This is a genomic window from Sphingomonas sp. BK069 (genome assembly GCF_014193405.1).
In the GTDB taxonomy this organism is placed as follows: domain Bacteria; phylum Pseudomonadota; class Alphaproteobacteria; order Sphingomonadales; family Sphingomonadaceae; genus Sphingomonas.
Genome location: NZ_JACHZH010000003.1, coordinates 22340 through 40702 on the forward strand (window position 1 = coordinate 22340; position 18363 = coordinate 40702).

At 70.6% G+C, this 18363-nt stretch carries 17 protein-coding genes; 7 read left to right on the forward strand and 10 right to left on the reverse strand.

Features of this window, described 5'->3' with window-relative positions; genetic code table 11:
* The first annotated feature begins 140 nt into the window (after nucleotides 1–140).
* From FHY02_RS11425 to FHY02_RS11435, 3 genes are all read left to right on the forward strand, one after another.
* On the forward strand, nucleotides 141–2372 hold the full coding sequence (locus FHY02_RS11425; protein ID WP_183922110.1) for a glycosyl hydrolase: 2232 nt from the start codon (nucleotides 141–143) through the stop codon (nucleotides 2370–2372).
* Between the two features lie 136 nt (nucleotides 2373–2508).
* On the forward strand, nucleotides 2509–3516 hold the full coding sequence (locus FHY02_RS11430) for an NAD-dependent epimerase/dehydratase family protein (RefSeq protein WP_183922112.1): 1008 nt from the start codon (nucleotides 2509–2511) through the stop codon (nucleotides 3514–3516).
* A gap of 43 nt (nucleotides 3517–3559) precedes the next feature.
* Entirely contained in the window at nucleotides 3560–4171 is a 612-nt protein-coding gene (locus tag FHY02_RS11435; protein WP_183922114.1) for a hypothetical protein, read from the forward strand.
* Nucleotides 4172–4319: 148 nt separating this feature from the next.
* Here the strand turns inward: FHY02_RS11435 and FHY02_RS11440 are convergent, their stop codons facing one another.
* On the reverse strand, nucleotides 4320–5930 hold the full coding sequence (locus tag FHY02_RS11440) for a cyclic nucleotide-binding domain-containing thioredoxin-disulfide reductase (RefSeq protein ID WP_183922116.1): 1611 nt from the start codon (nucleotides 5928–5930) through the stop codon (nucleotides 4320–4322).
* Between the two features lie 150 nt (nucleotides 5931–6080).
* Here FHY02_RS11440 and FHY02_RS11445 point away from each other — a divergent pair, with 150 nt between their 5' ends.
* On the forward strand, nucleotides 6081–6314 hold the full coding sequence (locus FHY02_RS11445; protein WP_183922118.1) for a hypothetical protein: 234 nt from the start codon (nucleotides 6081–6083) through the stop codon (nucleotides 6312–6314).
* 31 nt (nucleotides 6315–6345) lie between these two features.
* Here the strand turns inward: FHY02_RS11445 and FHY02_RS11450 are convergent, their stop codons facing one another.
* Nucleotides 6346–7113, reverse strand: coding sequence for a DUF1206 domain-containing protein (locus FHY02_RS11450; RefSeq protein ID WP_183922120.1), 768 nt, complete (start codon nucleotides 7111–7113; stop codon nucleotides 6346–6348).
* A gap of 194 nt (nucleotides 7114–7307) precedes the next feature.
* Here FHY02_RS11450 and FHY02_RS11455 point away from each other — a divergent pair, with 194 nt between their 5' ends.
* Together FHY02_RS11455 and FHY02_RS11460 are read left to right on the forward strand one after the other, a co-directional pair.
* Nucleotides 7308–9605, forward strand: coding sequence for an EAL domain-containing protein (locus tag FHY02_RS11455; RefSeq protein WP_183922122.1), 2298 nt, complete (start codon nucleotides 7308–7310; stop codon nucleotides 9603–9605).
* A 148-nt stretch (nucleotides 9606–9753) separates the two neighbouring features.
* Nucleotides 9754–10023 (forward strand): hypothetical protein, encoded by a 270-nt coding sequence (locus FHY02_RS11460; protein ID WP_183922125.1) that lies wholly within the window; start codon nucleotides 9754–9756, stop codon nucleotides 10021–10023.
* An 89-nt stretch (nucleotides 10024–10112) separates the two neighbouring features.
* Here FHY02_RS11460 and FHY02_RS11465 read toward each other — a convergent pair whose 3' ends face one another.
* From FHY02_RS11465 to pyrE, 8 genes are all read right to left on the reverse strand, one after another.
* The gene (locus tag FHY02_RS11465) at nucleotides 10113–11297 is read right to left on the reverse strand and encodes a glycosyltransferase (protein ID WP_183922127.1); all 1185 of its coding nucleotides are present in this window, start codon (nucleotides 11295–11297) and stop codon (nucleotides 10113–10115) included.
* A 12-nt stretch (nucleotides 11298–11309) separates the two neighbouring features.
* Nucleotides 11310–11840 (reverse strand): DUF2141 domain-containing protein, encoded by a 531-nt coding sequence (locus tag FHY02_RS11470; protein ID WP_183922129.1) that lies wholly within the window; start codon nucleotides 11838–11840, stop codon nucleotides 11310–11312.
* Nucleotides 11816–12793 carry a hypothetical protein gene (locus tag FHY02_RS11475; RefSeq protein WP_260158885.1) on the reverse strand — a complete coding sequence of 326 codons (978 nt, stop codon included), beginning with the start codon at nucleotides 12791–12793 and terminating at the stop codon, nucleotides 11816–11818. Before FHY02_RS11475 ends, FHY02_RS11470 begins: the two co-directional genes overlap by 25 nt.
* A 121-nt stretch (nucleotides 12794–12914) precedes the next feature.
* A complete protein-coding gene (locus FHY02_RS11480; protein WP_311731833.1) occupies nucleotides 12915–13976 on the reverse strand; it encodes an AI-2E family transporter in 1062 nt (353 codons plus the stop codon).
* A gap of 38 nt (nucleotides 13977–14014) precedes the next feature.
* The gene (gene lepB, locus FHY02_RS11485) at nucleotides 14015–14953 is read right to left on the reverse strand and encodes a signal peptidase I (protein ID WP_183922131.1); all 939 of its coding nucleotides are present in this window, start codon (nucleotides 14951–14953) and stop codon (nucleotides 14015–14017) included.
* A gap of 4 nt (nucleotides 14954–14957) precedes the next feature.
* On the reverse strand, nucleotides 14958–15377 hold the full coding sequence (gene acpS, locus FHY02_RS11490) for a holo-ACP synthase (RefSeq protein WP_183922133.1): 420 nt from the start codon (nucleotides 15375–15377) through the stop codon (nucleotides 14958–14960).
* A 229-nt stretch (nucleotides 15378–15606) separates the two neighbouring features.
* Complete coding sequence (locus FHY02_RS11495; RefSeq protein ID WP_183922135.1) at nucleotides 15607–16341, reverse strand: pyridoxine 5'-phosphate synthase; 735 nt, start codon at nucleotides 16339–16341, stop codon at nucleotides 15607–15609.
* Nucleotides 16341–16925 carry an orotate phosphoribosyltransferase gene (gene pyrE / locus FHY02_RS11500; RefSeq protein ID WP_183922137.1) on the reverse strand — a complete coding sequence of 195 codons (585 nt, stop codon included), beginning with the start codon at nucleotides 16923–16925 and terminating at the stop codon, nucleotides 16341–16343. The genes FHY02_RS11495 and pyrE overlap by 1 nt, the downstream gene beginning before the upstream one ends.
* A gap of 196 nt (nucleotides 16926–17121) precedes the next feature.
* Here pyrE and coxB point away from each other — a divergent pair, with 196 nt between their 5' ends.
* The gene (gene coxB / locus FHY02_RS11505) at nucleotides 17122–18360 is read left to right on the forward strand and encodes a cytochrome c oxidase subunit II (protein ID WP_260172867.1); all 1239 of its coding nucleotides are present in this window, start codon (nucleotides 17122–17124) and stop codon (nucleotides 18358–18360) included.
* Nucleotides 18361–18363 lie beyond the last annotated feature (3 nt).

Sequence of the window (18363 nt, forward strand, 5' to 3'; positions counted from 1 at the left end):
TGACGTTCGTTCACTAGTAAATTCCATTTAACCTCGTTCGGTGACGAAGCTTTCCATGCTCGTCCCGTAATAGCCGCTCCATCAGATCACCTCTGGATTGGGCGACGACAATGCAGAACTCCGTTTACATCGACAATAGCATGAACTCGGTCACGCAGAACGCGGCCTGGCTGAACAGCCATCTCGACGCGATCCAGCTGGTCGGCGGCTTCGGCAGCTGGTGGGACTTCAACGAGTCGCCGAAGTGGATCGCGCAGCAGGTCGCCGGGGCCGACGTCGATATCAAATGGTCGATCGGCCTCATCCCTTGGGGCGCGACCCTGGAGAATGCGGCGAAGGGCCAGTACAACAACAATTATCGCACGCTCGCCAAGGATATGGCGGCGATCGGCGCCGACGACGACAAGATCCATATCCGGCTGGGCTGGGAAATGAACGGCAACGGCTGGTTCCCCTGGTCCGCCAACGGCCACGAGAAGGCCTATGTCGGCGCGTTCCAGCAGTTCGTCGACACCTTCCGCTCGGTCTCGGACAAATTCGTGTTCGAGTGGACGCCCAACATCGGCAGCCAGGGCATGGACGTCGCTTCGGTCTACCCGGGCGACAAGTACGTCGACGTGATCGGACTCGACTTCTACTATAACACGCAGTGGGATCCCAAGGACCCGGTCGCGGCGTTCAACTATTTCGTCAATCAGCCCTACGGCCTGCAGTGGCAGCAGGATTTCGCCGACGCACACGGCAAGCCCACCGCGATCGGCGAGTGGGGCGTCAACTCGGACACGTCGGGCGCCTTCATCGAGATGGCGGCACAGTGGTTCGAGGACCACAACATCACCTACCAGAATTACTGGAACTCGAACGCCGACTTCAAGGGCCGCCTCTCCGACGGCCAGTATCCGAACGCGGGCAAGGTGTTCCAGGCGATCTTCGGCCAGGGCATCGACCCCTTCGCCAACGACACGACGGTGGTGAACCGCAGCGGCGGCAGCGGTGTCGACATGCTGATCGGCCATGCCGGCAACGACACGCTCTCGGGCGGCGCGGGCAACGATTTCCTGCACGGCCGCGCCGGCGATGACGTGCTCAACGGCGGCGCGGGCAACGACCTGCTCGACGGCGGCACCGGCGCCGACAAGATGACCGGCGGCGCCGGGGATGACACCTACCGCGTCGACAATGTCGGCGACAAGGTGATCGAGAAAGCCGGCGAGGGCTATGACACCGTCGAGGCATCGATCGACTTCGACATGGCGGGGCTCAACGTCGAGGCGCTGCGCCTCACCGGCACCGCCGACCTGAAGGCCTATGGCAGCGCGGGCGTCGACAAGATCACGGGCAATGACGGGAACAACGTGATCGACGGCCGCGCCGGCGCCGACACGATGGCGGGCGGGCTCGGCAACGACACCTATTACGTCGACAACGTCGGCGACAAGGTGATCGAGGCGCAGTACGAGGGCGACGACACGATCTACGCCTCGGTGAGCTACAATCTCGCCGGCACCTTCGTCGAGTCGCTCCACCTCACCGGCATCGCCGACCTCACCGCCACCGGCAACAGCCAGGACAATGCCCTGTACGGCAACGCGGGCAATAACGTGCTCGACGGCAAGGCGGGCGCCGACCTGATGGTCGGCGGGCTCGGCAACGACACCTACTACGTCGATCACGTCGGCGACCAGGTCGTCGAGAATGCCGGCGAGGGGAACGACACCGTCTACGCCTCGGTCAATTTCGACCTCGCCGGCACCAACGTCGAGACGCTGCGCCTCACGGGCAAGGCCGATCTCTCGGGCTTCGGCAGCGACGGCGCCGACTCGCTGTTCGGCAACGCCGGCAACAACGTGCTGGACGGTCGCGGTGGTGCCGATGTGATGACCGGCGGCGCCGGTGACGACATCTATTATGTCGACAATGTCGGCGACAAGGTGGTGGAGTTGCAGGGCAAGGCGCAGGGCAACGACACCGTCTACGCCTCGGTGAGCTACAATCTCGCGGGCACCTTCGTCGAGACGCTGGCGCTGACCGGCACCGCCAACATCAACGCCACCGGCAACAGCCAGGCCAACACGCTGATCGGCAACAGCGGCAACAACGTGCTCAACGGCATGGGCGGCGACGACATCCTCACCGGCGGCGGCGGCAACGACAAATTCGTCTTCACCAAGGCCGGTCATGCCACGATCACCGACTTCGGCGCGGGCGACACGCTCGATCTCGCCGGGCTGCTGAAGGGCGGCAAGGTCGCGACGGTGGCGCAGGATCACGACGGCGTGCTCGTGACCATCGACTCGGGCAGCTCGGTCCTGCTCGAGGGGCTCGACATGGCGCACCTGCTCAAGACCGACACCGGTTTCCACTTCGTGTGAGCCGGCCCGGCCGAGGCGGGAAGGGAGGACCGGGTCGGCGCGCGCCGGTCCGGTCCTCCCTTTTGCGCTCCCCTCCCGAGCAGTTGCTCCCCGCCCGATTATCGGGAAAAGCGTCTACAGGGTTTGGGGGACGATCATGCAGGTTCTGGTCACCGGCGTCGCCGGCTTCATCGGCAGCCATGTCACGCGCCGGCTGCTCGCGCGCGGCGACACCGTGGTCGGGATCGACAATCTCAACGACTACAACCCGGTGCAGCTCAAGCGCGACCGGCTCGAGGCGATCACCGCGGACGGCGGCGCCGAGCGCTTCACCTTCCACCAGCTCGACTTCAGCGACCATGAAGCGATCGACGCCGCGCTTGGCGGCACCGCGATCGAGCGCATCGTCCATCTCGGCGCGCAGGCGGGCGTGCGCTACTCGCTGAGCAACCCGCGCGCCTATGTCGCGTCCAACCTCGCCGGTCACGTCAACATGCTCGAGCTGGCGCGCGCGCGGCGCGTCGAGCAGATGGTCTACGCTTCCTCCTCCTCGGTCTACGGCACCAGCCCCGACCTGCCGTTCCGCGTCGAGCAACGCGTCGACTTCCCGATCTCGCTCTACGCCGCCACCAAGAAGGCGGACGAGCTGATGAGCGAGACCTACGCGCATCTGTACCGCATCCCGCAGACCGGGCTGCGCTTCTTCACCGTCTACGGGCCGTGGGGCCGGCCCGACATGGCGGTGTGGGGCTTCACCGACAAGATCCTCTCCGGCCAGCCGATCGAGGTCTATAACGGCGGCAACATGCGGCGTGACTTCACCTATATCGACGACATCGTCACCGGGATCGTCGCCGCGCTGGACCACCCGCCCGCCGACGACGGCCAGGTGAAAGCGGGCGGCAGCGTCTCGCCGCACCGCCTCTACAACATCGGCAACAACAAGGCCGAGGAGCTCGAGACCTTGATCACGCTGATCGAGGCGGCGTGCGGGCAGAAGGCGATCCGGGTCGACAAGGGCATGCAGCCCGGCGACGTACCCGCGACCTACGCCGATCTGACCGCGATCCGCGACGACCTCGGCTTCCGCCCCACCACGCCGATCGCGGTTGGCATCCCCAAGTGGGTCGAGTGGTACAAGGGCTATCGCGCGCGGCGCGGCTGAGCCGCGGCTTGCCAGCGCATCGCGCGCGCGCGATGGTGGTGCGATGGCACGCGAGACAGACAGGCGAACCGCGCCGACGACGATGGCCGGGCTGGTACGGCGCACCACGATCGAGCTGGGACCGCTGCGCATCACGCGCGAGGTCGCGCTGACGAGGCTGCCGACTACGCTTCCCGCGTTGGCCCGACCGCGCCGGCGGCTATGGCCGGCGCTGCTCGCCGCCGCGGCCGCGACCAGCGTCGGCGGGCTCGCGGTCGCCGCGACGAAGCTCCCGCCGCGCGCGAGTTATTCGGTGAGCGTGCCGGTGCCCGAGCGCGTCGTCGCGGCGGCGCCGCGCGCGATATCGGTCGCCCGCACCGCCGACCGAGCCTCACCCGCGCCGACGTCGAGCGCGCCCGCCGCCGCGGCACCGGCGGCCGAGGTGCCGCCGGACGGCGCAAGCTCGCGCGCCGCGGCGGTGGCAGCGGCGCTGCGCAGCGGTGAGATGACCGAATGGCAACAGCCCGGCGGCGCGCACGGCTTCGTCGTCGCGGGGGCGGCCGAGCCCGACGGCGCGCGCACCTGCCGCGCGCTCTCGGTGCTCACCCGGAGTGACGGCGGCGACCACGTCGAGCAGCTCCGCGCCTGCCTGCCGGGCGAAGGCGCCGCGGGGTGAGTGGGTTGGTGCCTTAGACGATGGCTGCACCTGCCGTGCCCCGGCGCAGGCCGGGGCCTAGTCGGGCGAGGGCAGTGGATCTCACGAAAACCTTCGCACCTGGGCCCCGGCCTTCGCCGGGGCACAAGCTCGCGAGCACCGCGCTCTCTCACTCGTTGAGATACGACCACAGTTGCGAGATCACCACTGACCCTTCCCCCACCGAGGACGCGACGCGCTTGACCGACCCCGCGCGCACGTCTCCCACCGCATAGACGCCGGGGCAGGAGGTGGCGTAGGAGCTCGCGCCTCCCGCCGCGCGCCCGGTCAGCACGAATCCCTTGTCGTCGAGCGCGACCAGATTCTCGAGCCATCCGGTGTTGGGCGCCGCGCCCACCATCACGAAGGTGGCACAGGTGTCGACCATGCGCTCGGCGCCGTCCTGCCGGATCGTCACGGCTTCCAGCGCATCGCCGCCGTGGACCGCAACCAGCTCGGCGCCATAGTCGATCGAGATCGCGGGGTCCGCTTCGAGCCGGCTGGTGAGATAGTTGGACATGGAGGTGGCGAGCGAGCGCCCGCGCACCAGCAGCCGCACGTGCCGCGCGACGCGGCTGAGGTACATCGCCGCCTGCCCCGCCGAATTACCCCCACCGATCACGATCGCCTCGGCGTCGCGGCAGAAGCGCGCCTCGTTCTCAGTGGCCGCATAATAGATGCCGCTGCCCTCGAAGTCGCCGAGCCGCTCGATCGGCAGCCGACGGTATTGCACCCCGGTCGCCACCACCACCGCGCGCGCGCGGACGCGCTGACCGTTGTCGAAGGTGGCACAGAACTGGCCGTCGTCGAGCCGGTCGAGCGCGGCGACGCGGAGCGGCATGGCGAAGCGCGTGCCGAACTTCATCGCCTGCACCTCGCCGCGCCACACCAGGTCCGCGCCCGAGATGCCGGTGGGGAAGCCCATGTAATTTTCGATCCGGCTCGACGTCCCCGCCTGCCCGCCGATCGCGGTGTCCTCGACCACCAAGGCGCCCAGCCCCTCGGCGCCGGCATAGACTCCCGCCGCGGTGCCGGCCGGCCCCGCGCCGACCACCAGCACGTCGACCGCCTCGTCGTCGACGAACTCGCGGCTGAGCCCGAGCAGTTTGGCCACCTTCTCGGGCGTGGGATCCGCCACCACGCGGTCGCGCCCGAAGATCACCGCCGGGCGATTCGCGTCGACCGCGCAGCTCGTCGCCACCGTCGCCGCGTCCGCGGTGCCGAGCGCGTGGCTGGTGTAGGGGATGCGGTTGCGCGCGGCGAAGTCGGCGACGCGGCGCACGCCGCGATCCTGCTCCTCGCCGAGCAGCACCAGCGAACTGTCATGCGACTCGAGCTGGCGCCGGCGCCGCGCCGCCAGCACGGTGATGATGATGTCCGACATCTCGGGCACGTGTGCCATCAGCTCGAGCATGCGCGCGCGCGGCACCTCCACCACGCGCGTGTCGCGCGCGGCGCGCATCGCCATCGACCAGCTGCCGCCGCTGAGGAAGGAGATCTCGGCCATGAACTGGGTCGGCCCCAGCGTGGAGGGCAGGTGGCGCTCACCCGTGAAGCTGTTGACCACCTCGATCTCGCCGTCCTCGACGTAGACGAAGCGCTCGACCGGGTCCCCGGGCTGGACCAGGTAGGCACCCGCGGCGTAGTGGCGCTCGGCCCCGGCGGAGCGGATAGCGGCGACATGCTCGGGGTGGAGCGGCACGCGCTGCATCTCGCGCAGGTCGCGCCCGATCGTCTCCATCGTCTGACCTCCGCCGCCCCAGCCCCGTGATGCGCATGATGGCGGGCGCCGCGGATCGCCGCAACGGGTCGGCTGCGACAATCGCGCGACAAAGCTGCAACAAAGCGCCATCCGCACGCATCATCCGCAGGGTAGGGCTGACGCTCCCCGATGCGAGAGACCGACGTGCCCGCGCTTGCCCCCGCCTCTTCCATGATTGACGCGTTCGCGGCCGGCGCGCTGCTGGACCGCGAGCTGCGCCGCGTCCGCCGCGTCGCGACCATGCTGCACGACCGCCGCTCGATCGCCGAGCTCGCCGCCTATGAGCGCGAGCTGGAGGCGCAGCTGGCGCGTGCGCGGCGCGGCGTCGACCTGCTCGACGCGACGCTGCGCACGCTGGGCTGAGCGCCCCGGCGCGCGCACGATCGAGGGCGGCTCACCGCGCGGTGGCGCGGCGCATCAGCCCGTCGACGGGCACGTCGTGGAGGCGGCGGAAGCGCGCCTCGATGAGGCCGAACAGCCCGAAGGCGAATAGCCCGAGCGCCACCACCACGTCGAACGGCTGCTCGAGCCAGGCGAGCACCTCCCCCATCCCGGCCGCCGCGCTGGCGCGTGCCTCGATGCCGGCGCGCACGAGGAACCAGGCGCTGATCAGGAATACCGCACCGCGCGCGGCATAGCCCGCACGCCCGCTCCAGCGCGCCCAGGGCTTCGACGCCACCGCGGGATCGAGGTAGCGCAGGAAGCTCCCCTCGACCGCCTTCGCCAGCTGCACCGCGCCGACCGCGGCGAGCAGCGCACCACCCAATATCACCAGCGCGCCGCCCCCGGGCAGCGCCAGCGCGGTGCGCGCGCCCTGCTCGGCCCCGTCGCCCGCGCGCGCGACACCCTGGATCAGCCGTGCCGCCTGCCAGGTGAGGAACAGGTGAACCGCGCCGCTCGCCGCCGCGCCGACCCGCTCGAGCGCGCCCTTGCGATCGCTGCCATGCCGCTCGATGTCGAGCACCGCGTCGGCGAGGCGCCAGATGCCGTAGCCGAGCAGCCCGGCCGCCATCAGGACGAGCAACAGCCGCCCGCCTCCTTCACCCAGATAGGCCAAAGCGCCGGCGGGATCCTCCGCGCGACCGGTCCGCAGGATCAGCAGCGCGATGACGATGTACAGCGCACCGCGCACCGCGAAGCCCAGCCGAGTGAGTGTCGTCAACCGCGCGCCCGTGTTCATTCGTGTTCCCCCGCTATTCTTTTTCAACCAGCCGAAACACCGCACCGTTCCCGCCCGTCATACTCACGCCGAGCACGTCAAACTGGTCGAAAAGCCAGCTTCTTAGTCCTGACCCCCTGACATGCGTTAACGGTTTGTCGAGGGCGGAGCCGTAAGAGACGGCGAGGAGTTGCGCAGTGCCATCACGCGATCGTCCCTCGTCCGCTCGATTCGGCCCGCGCTTCATCGCCGCGGTGGTCGCGCCCGTGTTGCTGCTCGCGCTCGGCCTCGCCGGCTTCGCCGTGTCGGCGTTGCGCTCGGCCGCGGCGCAGGCGGATCGCGTCTCGATCGAGCGGCAGGAGCGCGAGGTGCGGCTCGCGGTCGACGCCGCGCTCGACGAGCTGGCGCAGAGCCAGTCCGGGGTCGGGATCTGGACGCCGCTGGTGCTCGAGCTGTGCAAGGCCGCGCCCGACTGGACCTGGGTCGACGAGAATGTCGGCGTGTGGCTCAGCTATGTCTTCGCGCACGACGCCGACGCGATCCTCGCCGGCGACGGACACCCGGTCTATCTGATGCGCGACGGCGTGCGCCGCGCCTCCGCCGACTATGCCGCGCTTGCCGGCGCCGCTACGCCGCTGGTCCGCGCGGTGCGCGGCGAGGCGCGCGCTTCGCCCAATCCGCACGAGCGGCTACCCGGGCGCGCGCTGCCCGCCGGCTCGACCGTGCGCACCTCGCCCCGCGCGGTCCACGCCACCGACCTGGTCACGATCGGCGGCCGTCCCGCGATCATGAGCGTGATGCGGATCATCACCGAGGACCCCGGCTCGCCCGCGCCGCGTGGCGGCGCCCCGCTGCTAGTGAGCGCGCGCTTCCTCGACACCAGTTTCGTCCAGCGGCTGGCGCGCATCCAGCTCGTCGCCGGCGCGCGGCTGAGCGGATCGCCGCGCCACGCGCCAGGCGAGCAGGCGCTGACTCTGGTATCGAGCCGAGGCCAGCGCGTCGGCTATCTGCTGTGGCGACCCGACCGGCCCGGCGCCGCGGTATGGCGCACCATGGCGCCGAGCGCGCTCGCCGCGCTGGTCGCCTTGCTGGCCACGCTCGCCGCGCTGATCGCCAGCGTCTTCAAGCTGGTGCGTAGCGATGCGCGCTCGCTCGCAAAGCTCAACGCGGCGCATCTCGCGCTCCAGGCCAAGGAGGCGCAGGCGCACCACCTCGCCTATCACGACACGTTGACCGGCCTGCCCAACCGCGCCGCCTTCAATCACGCGGGCGACCAGCTGCTCGCGCACGCGCCCGGCGAGGGGGTGCACGCGGTGCTGCTGATCGATCTCGACCGCTTCAAACAGGTCAACGACACGCTCGGGCATCTCGGCGGTGACCAGTTGATCCAGCTGGTCGCGGCGCGGCTTCAGGCGCTGGTCGACGCGGGCGACCTGGTGGCGCGGCTCGGCGGCGACGAGTTCGCGGTTCTGGTCAGCGCGCGCGCCGACGAGACCGCCGTCGGCGCGCTCGCGGGGGTGATGGTGGCGGCGCTGCGCGAGCCGTTCACCGTCCTCGGCACGCACGTGTTCATCGGCGCCAGCATCGGGATCGCCTGCCACCCGCGCTGCAGCGGTGATCGCTCCGAGCTGATGCGCATGGCCGATATCGCGATGTACCGCGCCAAGGCGGAGGGCCGCGACGGCCACCGCTTCTTCACCGAGGACATGGACGAGAGCGTCAAGATGCGCCGCGCGATCGAGCACGACCTGCGCCGCGCGATCGCGACGCGGCGCGAGCTGATCGTCCACTACCAGCCGCGCATGAACGCCGGCGGGAGCCGCGTGATCGGGCTGGAGGCGCTGGTGCGCTGGCACCACCCGGAGCGCGGCCTGCTCGCGCCCGACGCCTTTATCCCGATCGCGGAGGAGACCGGGCTGATCCGTGATCTCGGCGCCTGGGTGCTGCGCGACGCCTGCGCGGTGGCGCGCGCCTGGCCGTCGCTGTCGATCGCGGTCAACCTCTCACCGGTCCAGTTCCGCGCGCGCGGCATCGCGGCGGAACTGATCGAGATCGTGCGCCATGCCGGCGCGCGCCCGCAGCAGATCGAGCTGGAGGTGACCGAGAGCATCCTCCTCGACGACGACGACGCGGTACGCGACGCCCTGGCGGCGCTGCGCCACGCCGGCTTCCGCATCGCGCTCGACGATTTCGGCACGGGCTATTCCAGCCTCGGCTACCTCAGCAAGTTCGAGGTCGACAAGATCAAGATCGACCAGAGCTTCACCCGGCGCTTGGGCGAGAGCGCCGACGCCGCCGCGATCATCCAGGCGGTGGTGCGGCTGGGCCAGGCGATGGGGCTGGCGGTCAGCGCCGAAGGCGTGGAGACGCGCGAGCAGCGCGCCTTCCTCGAACATGCCGGTTGCAACGAGCTGCAAGGCTTCCTGTTCTCCGCCGCCGTGCCGCCGGGTGCGCTCGCGGCGCTGCTCGGCGGGCGCGTGGAGGCGGCGGCATAGGCGGCCTCGCTCCTCGTGCGCGGGGCGAAAGACCGGCGCAGAGGGAGTAACGCCGCCGCGCGCTGGCGGCCGACCGGTGCGGCAGTGGAACAATCCGAATCGTCGGAGATTATTTTCCGCGACTTCGGATCGACCAGAGGGGAATGCCATGAAGAAGCTCGTCACCGCCGTCGCCGCCTTCGGGCTGGTGTCGCTCGCCGCGTGCAACTCCAGCCCGCGCGAGCAGGCCGCCGACAATATCGAGGCCAATGCCGAGGCGGTCGCGGACAATCTCGAGGAGATGGCGGACAACGCCACCACCGACAACGCCGAGGACGCGCTCGAGAATAAGGCCGACGCGGTGCGTGCGACCGGCGAGAACAAGGCCGACGACATGCGCACCCACGACGCCGACACCAATCTTTCCAACGGGATCTGATCCCGCGGTCGGCGCGGCGCCGGCCGAGTAGCGCGGGGGGCGTCCCGGGTGACCGGGCGCCCCTCGCCGCATTCAGGCGGGTAGCTTAGTCATCCGGCCCGCCGGACACCGCGCTGGCGCTCGATCACGCCGCGATAATGCTCGACCAGCGCCACCGCATGCTCGCGGTCGCTGAGCACAGTGCGGGACGCGACCTCGGCGGCGCGACGCACCAGCGGCTGGTCGCGCGTGAACAGCGCGACGATCGCCTTGGCGCAGGCATAAGCGTCGCCGCTGCGATAGGTCTCGGCGAAGGCGGGCCGCGCCACCGCGGAAGAGCCGCCGCGATCGGGCACGATCATCGGCAGGCCGGATGCCAGCGCCTCGGACGCGACCATGCCGAACGGCTCGCTGTCGCCGCCGTGGATGAAGGCATCCGCGCTCGCCATGATCGAGGCGAGCTGGCCGCGGTGGTAGATCGGCTGGAACATGCGCACATGCGGGCTCTCGGCGATATGGCGCTCTAGCGTGCGCGTGTCGGGGCCGAGCCCGAGGAGCATCATCCCGACCGGGATCTTGGTCCCCGCGCGGCGCGCCGCGTCGATCACCATCGGCCAGCGCTTCTCGGCGTGGTGGCGCCCGATCCCGATCAGCAGGTGCGCGTCCTCGGGCAGGTCGCATTGCGCCAGCATCGCGGCGCGCAGCGCCGGGCTGCGCAGCTCGGGCGAGAAATGCTCGCGCTCGATCCCCAGCGTCATCGTCGCGTCGACGCGCAGCCCGCGCGCGCGCAGCCGCTCGGTCAGCACCGGGCCGTTGGTCACCACCGTGTCGAAGGGCGCGAGGCAGCGCGCCATATAGCGGTCGTACCAGCCGAACACGCGCTCGATCGCGCCCTCGGAGGCGACCTTGGCGAACCAGCGCTTGGGATAGGCCTCCATATTGTCGTTGTGCATGAACCAGGCGCGGATCGCCGGCCCCTGCCACGAGGTGACGATCGCGGCCGAGCGCCACGGCGAGCAATTCTCGATCACGTCGGGCTGGAGCTGGTCGAGCAGCGCGTGCACCGGCGCCGCGTCCCAGAACAGCCCGTAGTTGGAGTCGAAGGGCATGGCGGGCGACTTGACGTAATAGAGCAGCGCCCCGCCGGGCCGCTCCTCGACGCGATCCTCCTTGCCGGGCGCGATCACGATCTGCTGGTGCCCCAGTTCGGACATGATCGCCATCTTGCGGTCGAGGTACGAGCGCACCCCGCCGCCGTTGGGCGAGTAGAATTCGTTGACGTCGACGATCCGCATCGCGCGCCTCCCTCAGTCAGCGAAGCCGAAGCCGCCGAGCCCGCGCAGATACTGCATCCGGATCGTGGCGCGGGTGACGCCGGGTCCGACGTCGATCAGCGAGTCGACCAGCTTGGGCTTGGCGCGGCCGATCTTGTGGTTGCTCGGGAAGCCCGCGCCGTCGCTCCAGAAGTTGAACTTGCGCTTGCCGTCGCGGTCATGGCCGAGGAACAAAGCGTAGCGCCCCGGGCGGGGCACTCGGATGCAGATCTCCCCCGCGAGGCTCGCGGGCGGCGCCACGTCGATCCGGCGGAAGGTCTTGCCCGCCTCCAGCAGCTTCTTGTCACCGGCGAGGAAATCTTCCTCGGTGGCGGGATACAGCTCGAGCTTGAGCGTGCCCTTGCGGTCCTTGACCCCTGACACGCTGGCGAGGATCGCTGGGCCGGGCGCGCCGGGCGCGCAGGCGGCGGCGTCCTGGCCGAGCACCTGTGCCGCGCCCGGGGTCGCGGCCAATGCCGCTCCCGCCGCCGCGGCGAGCATCACGCCCCGCCGGTATGTCGCCATCGCTGCGTCCTTTCCCACACGTACACGACCCCAAATAGGAGCGTCAGCAGCAGATGCATCACCAAGGTTGACGCGCCCGTGAACGCCATGAGGTCCGACAGCGTGCGGTCATGCCCGATCACCAGGATCGCGAAATTGGCGAAAAGCAGGTCTTTGTTGGGCACGAGCGGCAGACGCGAGACCAGCTGGCGCCCCGCCACCAGGAACAGCCACATGCCGATCGACACGCTCGGCATGGCATAGGACCAGGCGAGTGCGATGGTCACGCAGGTCAGCGTGATGCGCAGCCAGTCGATGCCGAAGATGAACCACAAATCGCCGCGCGAGAGCGAGAAGACGCGGCTGGAGAAGGCGACCACCACCACCGGCACGGCGAGCGCGATACCGAGCGACCACAGCATGGTGCGCACCAGCTCGGGGTCGATCAGCTCATAGCCGAGCGGCAGCGCCACAGCGCCGAGCAGGATCGCGGTGAGATTGCCGACGATGCCCGAGACGATGCTGACGTCCTTCACCGCGCCGAACGGCGCCGCCACCATCTTCAACCGCGCGCGCGCCCAGGCATAAAAATAGGCGTCGCCCGAGTAGCCGATCAGGATGTCGTTCGCGATCCGCTTCTTGTTGAGCGCGAGGAAGGCGCCGGGCGGGACGCCCCACAAGCGGCGGAAGATGACGAAGTCGCACACCGGCAGCGCGAGATAGGAGAGCAGGAAGTAAACGTAGAAACCGGGCGCCTCGGGCACGGTGCGGCGCAGCCCGGCGAGGCCGTGATCGAGCAGCTCGTGCAGCAGCCCGACCATCATCGCCACCGTCACCGCGGCGCCCAGCAGGGCGGGCCAGCGCCGCCGCAGCGTCTGCACCGGGCGAAGCGCGACCAGCGGCGCGTCCGCGGGTGCGGCGCGGTCGGCGGTGCTGGCGGAGGCTCGCTCGGTAAGGGGCTCGTCGGCGCGCAATCTTCTGGTCCTGTCCCGCGCGCTGGCGGGGATCGACGGCGTCTAGCAGCGCGTCGAGCCATTCGCCAGCGAGCGCCGCGGCCGCGCTGTCCCGCGCGCGATCAGGCGCCCTCGGCGCGGCTCAGGCCGAGTCGCGCGCCCCGTCACGATCGTCGTCGAGCCGCTCGGAGCGGCGCTCCATCGCGGTCTTCACCATCGCGGTCATCGGGTCGGCCAGCGCGAGCCCGAGGATGCCGAACAGCGCGCTCGCCAGGATCTGCGTGCCCAGTGTCAGCGCGGGCGGCAAGTCGACGGTGCGCTTCGCCACCATCGGGATCACGACATAGCCGTCGAAGGTCTGCACCACGACATAGACGACGATCGCCAGCACGCCGACATGCGCGCCCGCCGAGAAGCCCACCGCCACCATCAGCGCGCCCGAGATGAACGCCCCGATATTGGGGATGAAGGCGAGCAGCCCGGTGAGGATGCCGAGGATCAGCGCCATCGGCACGCCGACGATCCACAGCGCGATCGCGGTGAGCACTCCCTCGAACGCCATGCCGAGCAGCCGCCCTGCCAGCAGCCGCCGCAGCGTCTGCCCCATGCGATTGACGGTCAGCGCGAACTCCGTGCGATCCGACTCGGGCACCATCCATTGCAGCCCGCGGTCGTACACGCGCGGGTCCATCGCCACGAACAGCCCGATCACCATGATCATGAAGAGCGTGGTGAGCGCCCCCACCGCGGTGCCGACCCAGCTCGTCACGCGTCCGACCGAGGAGAGCGCCTGGCGCGACAGGCCGCTCAGGTCGGAGGCGCCGGGCATCAGCCCCTGCGCGCTGAGCCAGCTCGTGACCCGCACCGCCTGTGTCTCGACCGTGCTGCGCAGCTGCATCACCTGCTCGCTGATCTGCACGCCGGCGAGATAGAAGGTGCCGAGCAGGAAGGCGATCGTCAGCAGGCAGACGATCAGCAGCCGCCAGCCGCGCCCGATCGGCAGCACGCGCCCGAGCAGCCGCACGCCGCCGTCGAGCAAAGCGGCGAAGACCAGGCCAGCGAAGATGATCAGCAGCGGCTGGACCAGCAGCACCACCAAAGCGATCGCGCAGGCCATGCCGAGCCACACCGCGGCGCGGCGGATCTCGTCACGCGTCGCGGGGTCGCGCACCTCGTGCGGGCTCGCGCCTGGTGTCACCTTCACCCGCTCGCCGCGGCGGTCGAGCGGCGGGGTGGCGTCGCTCAACGGACGCGCTCGGGATGGAGCGAGGTGCCCGCCCGGCCGGCGCGCAGTGCGTGCGGCCAGGTCAGCGGGTTCCACGTCGCCGCGCCGTCGACCGAGAAGGTGATGAACTCGGCGCGACCGCCCAGATTCTCATACGGCACCGGGCCGCCCAGTCCGCGCTCGAACCCGCCGAGCGCGAAGCGGCTGTCGGCCGAGCGATCGCGGTTGTCGCCCATCAGGAAGACGCGGTTGGCCGGGATCTTGATCGGGCCGTAATTGTCGCCGGGGCTGTCGGGCTCGAGATCGACCGTGTCGTAGCGGCGGCCGTTGGGCAGCGTCTCGGTGACGATCGGCAGGCGGCACACGATCGTGCCGTCGGCGCGGGCGACGCGCGCGCCGGGATATTGCGCCGGGTCGCAGGTGGCGTTGGCGTCGACCGGCAGCTCGCGATAGTGTTTCTCGCCGCGCTGCACCGCCACGCCGTTGAGGAAGACGACGCCGCCGCGCACCGCCAGCGTGTCGCCGGGCAAGCCGATCACGCGCTTGATATAGTCGCTGCTCTGGCCGGGCGGGGTGACGATGACGACGTCGCCGCGCTCGGGCAGCGTGCCCCAGACGCGCCCGTGCAGGAAGGGCAGCTGCACCGACCAGCCGTCGACCGGGCGGTGGAAGACGAGGTCCTCGACGATCGCGACCGGGTTGGGGATCGTCGGCGAGACGAACGACCAGCCATAGGCATATTTGGAGACGACCAGCCGGTCGCCCACCATCAGCCCGGGCAGCATCGACTCGCTCGGGATATAGAAGGGCTTGGCGATGAAGCTGTGGAAGCCGAGCACGGCGAGCACCAGTCCGACCAGCCCCTTCACCTCGCCCCACCAGTCGAAGCGCGCGCGCGGCGCCTCGGCGCGGCGCTCCAGCGGGGGCTCGCCGCTCAAGCTGATCTCATCGGCCATGGCGTCACGCCGCTCCCTTGCTCTCGACCCTCACCGCCTCGATGATCACGAAGGCCTGCGCCCAGGGGTGATCGTCGGTCAGCGTCAGATGGACGCGGGCGACGTGGCCCTCGGGTATCATCGCGTCAAGCCGTTCCTTGGCGCCGCCGGTCAGCGCCAGCGTCGGCGCGCCCGAGCGCGCGTTGACGACGCCGATGTCCTTCATGAACACGCCCGCCTTGAAGCCGGTGCCGACCGCCTTGGAGAAGGCCTCCTTGGCGGCGAAGCGCTTGGCATAGGTGCCCGCGCGGGTGAGCGGGCGCCGGGTGGCCTTGGCGCGTTCGACCTCGGTGAACACGCGCGCCTCGAACCGCGCGCCGAAGCGGTCGAGCGAGGCCTGGATCCGCTCGATGTTGCACAGGTCCGAGCCGAGGCCGACGATCATGATGCGGTCCTGACAAAGGGCAAGATCCTCCCCGGCACGGGGAGGGGGACCGCCCGGCGCAGCCGGGTGGTGGAGGGGGGGCGCGGCATCGCGCAGCGTCGGCGAAGGTATCGGCGCTGTGCTTGCGGCCGTTGCGGATGCCATAAAGCGCCTCGCTCGCGGAGCCCCCCCTCCACCACCGCTTCGCGGCGGTCCCCCTCCCGTTGCAGGGGAGGATTTAGCGTCCACCTCATCGCGCGCTCTCCATCGCGTCGCGCATGCGGCGGACGCTCGCCTCGAGGCCGACGAAGATCGCCTCCCCGATCAGGAAATGCCCGATGTTGAGCTCGCGCAGCTGCGGGATGGCCGCGATCGGCGCGACGTTGTCGTAGGTCAGCCCGTGGCCCGCGTGGACCTCGATCCCGTTCTTCGCCGCCAGCGCCGCGGCGTCCGCCAGCCGGCGCAGCTCGCCCGCGCGCGCCGCCCCCTCGAGCTCGGCGTAGCGGCCGGTGTGTAGCTCCACCACGGGCGCACCGAGCTGGAGCGCGGCCTCGATCTGGCGCGGGTCAGGCTCGATGAACAGCGACACGCGCACCCCGGCCTCCCGCAGCGCGGCGACGATCGGCGCCAGCGCGGCGCGCTGCCCCGCGGCGTCGAGCCCGCCCTCGGTGGTGCGCTCCTCGCGCTTCTCGGGGACGATGCAGGCGGCGTGCGGGCGGTGGCGCAGCGCGATCGCGAGCATCTCGGGGGTCGCCGCCATCTCGAGGTTGAGCGGGATCGCCAAGCCCGCGGACAGCCGCGCGATATCGTCGTCGGTGATGTGGCGGCGATCCTCCCGCAAGTGCGCGGTGATCCCGTCCGCGCCCGCCTCGGCCGCCAGCAGCGCGGCGCGGACCGGGTCGGGGAAAACACCGCCCCGCGCGTTGCGCACGGTCGCGACGTGATCGATGTTGACCCCGAGCCGCAGCGGCGACGAGGGCGCCATCACGCGGCCGCCCGGCTGCCCGGCTTGATCGCCGGGATCGCGGCGAGCTCGGGCGGCAGCGAGTCGGCCGCGTAGGTCGGCACGTCCAGCCGGATCAGCGGGAAGAAGGGCACGCCGATATCGGCCTGGCCGTTCGAGCGGTCGACCAGCGCGGCGCCGGCGACGACTCGCCCGCCCGCCGCCGTGATCGCGGCGATCGCCTCGCGGCTGGAGAGGCCGGTGGTGACGACGTCCTCCATCATCAGCACCTCCTGTCCGGGGGCGAGTCGGAAGCCGCGGCGCAGCTCGAACGTGCCGGTCGGCCGCTCGACGAACATCGCCTCGACGCCGAGCGCGCGCGCCATCTCCTGCCCCGCGATGACCCCGCCCATCGCGGGCGAGACCACCGCGCTGATCCGCTGCCGCAGCTCGCCGGGGATGCGCGCGGCCAGCGCCTCGGCCAGCCGGGCGCCGCGGCGCGGGTCCATCAGCACGCGCGCGCACTGGAGATAGCGCGGGCTGCGCAGCCCGGAGGAGAGGATGAAATGTCCCTCGAGCAGCGCGTCGGCGGCGCGGAACTCGGCCAGCACCTCGTCGTCGGTCATCGTCGCGTCACGCTCCTCCACGGCCACCCGCGCGGCATAGGAGCGGGCGCGCCCGCGCGCAACGCGCCGGCCTTCGAAAACCGGCGTCGCGCGCAGGGCCTTGAGGCGAGGGGTCGGTCTGCTATACGCCTAAGCAGGAGGGGCAGGTTTGCCCGGCCCGCTGACGCGTGCGCCAGAGAGGGGTTTAGAACACAACATGCTGACAACCGGGTTCAAGGCAGGTTTCGGGGCGGGTCGCCGGGGCGCGCTGACAGGATTGATGCTCGCGGCCGGGCTCGCGCTGGCGGGCGTCGCCGGCGGGGCCTCCGCGCAGGCCGCCGCGCCGAGCGCCGGCCCCGCGACGAGCGCCACCGCGGCGCCGAGCGGGCTGCGCCCCGCGGACGCCAACCAGGGCCAGGCCGGCGGCACCGTGCAGAAGGCCGACGCCGCGCCCGCCGCCCCCGCGCTGGCGATGGACGGCGCCCCTGCGATGGACGCGCGGGTCGTCAGCACCGGCCCCAAGATCGGCCAGCCGGTCGACGGCGTGATCCACATCCAGCCGCAGGTCACCAAGAATGGCCTGCGCGCGCACTGGTTTCACGATCGCATCCTGTTCCCGCTGATCACGATCATCTCGCTGTTCGTGCTGGCGCTGCTGGTGTTTGTGGTGATCCGCTTCCGCGCCAGCGCCAACCCCACCCCGTCCAAGACGAGCCACAACACCGCGATCGAGGTGGTGTGGACGCTGGCGCCGGTGCTGATCCTGGTCGCCATCGCGGTGCCCTCGATCGGGCTGCTGCAGGCGCAGTTCCGCCCCGCCCCGGCGGGCGCGGTGACGCTCAAGGCGATCGGCAACCAGTGGTTCTGGAGCTATCAGTACCCGGACCACGGCGGGATCGAGATCACCGCCAACATGCTCAAGGAAGGCAGCCAGGTCGCCGCGGGCGAGCGCGCGCGCAGCGACGCCGACGGACCGCGGCTGCTCGCCACCGACAACCGAGTCGTGCTGCCGGTCGGCGTGCCGATCCGGCTGATCACCACCGCCAACGACGTGATCCACAGCTGGGCGGTCCCGGCCTTCTGGATCAAGCTCGACGCGATCCCGGGTCGCCTCAACGAGACCAGCTTCACCATCGACAAGCCGGGCCTCTACTTCGGCCAGTGCTCGGAGCTGTGCGGCGCGCGCCACGCCTTCATGCCGATCGCGGTGGAAGCGGTGCCGCCGGCGCAGTTCGCCGCCTGGGTGCGCGCCAAGGGCGGCTCGATGCCGGCCGCGGGCAAGCCCTCCGACAAGGTGATCCCGCAGCCCGGCGCCGACGGCTCGGCCGCGGTGATGGACGAGGCCGCGATGAGCAACGCGCTGACCGGTCCGACCGAGAACGGCACCGACACTCCCACCCCTTCCCCGCAGGGCGCGACCGGCAACCCCGGTGGCGTCGGCGAAGCCGGACGCTAAGAC